3 protein-coding genes are annotated in these 1,417 nt (G+C 74.9%); 1 reads left to right on the forward strand and 2 read right to left on the reverse strand.

The features are described 5' to 3' along the window. Positions 1–315 (reverse strand): DUF202 domain-containing protein (locus tag ACI79R_RS23925; protein ID WP_456576191.1); only part of this gene is annotated, 315 nt, incomplete at its 3' end. After that, positions 312–683 carry a YidH family protein gene (locus ACI79R_RS23930; protein ID WP_456576192.1) on the reverse strand — a complete coding sequence of 124 codons (372 nt, stop codon included), beginning with the start codon at positions 681–683 and terminating at the stop codon, positions 312–314. The genes ACI79R_RS23925 and ACI79R_RS23930, both read right to left, overlap by 4 nt. 96 nt (positions 684–779) lie before the next feature. Between ACI79R_RS23930 and ACI79R_RS23935 the strand changes: the two genes are divergently transcribed. Continuing rightward, positions 780–1,346 (forward strand): quercetin 2,3-dioxygenase, encoded by a 567-nt coding sequence (locus tag ACI79R_RS23935; protein ID WP_456576193.1) that lies wholly within the window; start codon positions 780–782, stop codon positions 1,344–1,346. The last annotated feature ends 71 nt before the right edge of the window (positions 1,347–1,417 follow it).

Raw genomic sequence — 1,417 nt, forward strand, 5'->3', positions numbered from 1 at the left:
ATGATTGGGTTTGTGGGGGGTTACGTGGCGGTGCAATAGCAGGCGGGCCCGGGCCCGAAGCCCGGGGGGCCGGCCCCCCCGGGCGCCGCCCCCGGGCCGGCCGACGGCGTAGCGGCGGCCGGCGAGGAACCACAGCGCCGCGGCGGCCGACCCGCCCAGCACGCCGAGCACCACCGCGAGCGCACCGAGAGCCGGCGCGGTCAGCCGGGCGGCGACCGCCGCGCCGGCTCCGACGGCGAGCGCGGTCCGGCGCCACGCCAGCGCGGTCCGCTCGGGCTGGAGCCCGGGATCGCGCGCGGGCCAGGCGCCGGTCACGCCGTCAGCAGCCCGGCCAGCACCAGGACACCAGCGACGGCGGCGCCGGCGGCCACCAGCGGGGCCAGCGCCGACCCGGGCAGCCGCCGGCCGAGCCGCAGCGCGCGCTCGGTGCTGCCCCACCGGCCCCAGGCCAGCACGGGCACCGCCGCCCCCAGCACGACGAGGACCACCGCGGCCGCCAGCCGCAGCCCCGGCCGGACGTCGAGGTCGAGGGCCTCCAGGGCCACGCCCGCCGCCGACAGCGCCAGGCCGGTGCGGATCCAGGCCAGGAAGGTGCGCTCGTTGGCCAGGCTGAACCGCGGATCGGGTTCCTCGCCCACGTCGTACACCGAACGGGGGAACCGGCGGCCCATGCCGTCCAGCATGGCGGACGCCTTGCCGGCCAATGGCAGCGCCCTGTTCGCCGGTGACCGGCATCACCGATGCTCGGCCGGTCACCGTCGACCCTCCCGGGAGAACGCATGAGCTTCGAGTACCTGATCGACCCCGCGAAGGGTCCGCAGTGGAAGGGCGTGCTCCCCGGGCGCCCGAAGCCCTACGTGCTCAAGCGCGGCCAGGGCGAGCACTCGATGCTCTTCACCGACCTGTTCACCGTGCTGCTCTCCGGTGACGAGACCGGGAACCAGTTCGGGATCATCGTCAGCGAGTCCCCGGCCGGCGACATCATCCCGACCCACTCGCACAACGAGACCCACGAGACGTTCTACGTGCTCGAGGGCAAGGTGCGGCTGTTCTTCGAGGACGAGGGCGGCACCAAGGAGTCCCAGCTGCTGGAGGCCGGCGACTTCGGGTACGTGCCGGCCGGGTTCGCGCACGCCTACAAGATCGAGGAGGCGGCCCGGATGATGGGCACGCTCTCCGGCGGGTTCGAGCGGTTCTTCCAGCACATGGGCACCGCCACCGACCACCCGACCGCGCAGCAGCCGCCGTTCATCCCGGACTTCCCCCGGATGCAGGCCGCCGCCCAGCAGCACAACATGCAGTTCCTGCGCGACTTCGAGTGGCCGGGCGCCGACTCCGCCCACTGATCGCCGCACCACAGCACCACCGCCGGGCGCGGGCCCTCCGGGGGCCGGCCCCGCCCCCTGTGAGGTCACGC

Source organism: Blastococcus sp. SYSU D00820, from assembly GCF_054050695.1.

Excerpts from the sequence above, each read along its gene's own strand:
- ACI79R_RS23930 (WP_456576192.1), bottom strand. The coding sequence starts at position 683 with ATGCTGGACGGCATGGGCCGCCGGTTCCCCCGTTCGGTGTACGACGTG.
- ACI79R_RS23935 (WP_456576193.1), top strand. The coding sequence starts at position 780 with ATGAGCTTCGAGTACCTGATCGACCCCGCGAAGGGTCCGCAGTGGAAG.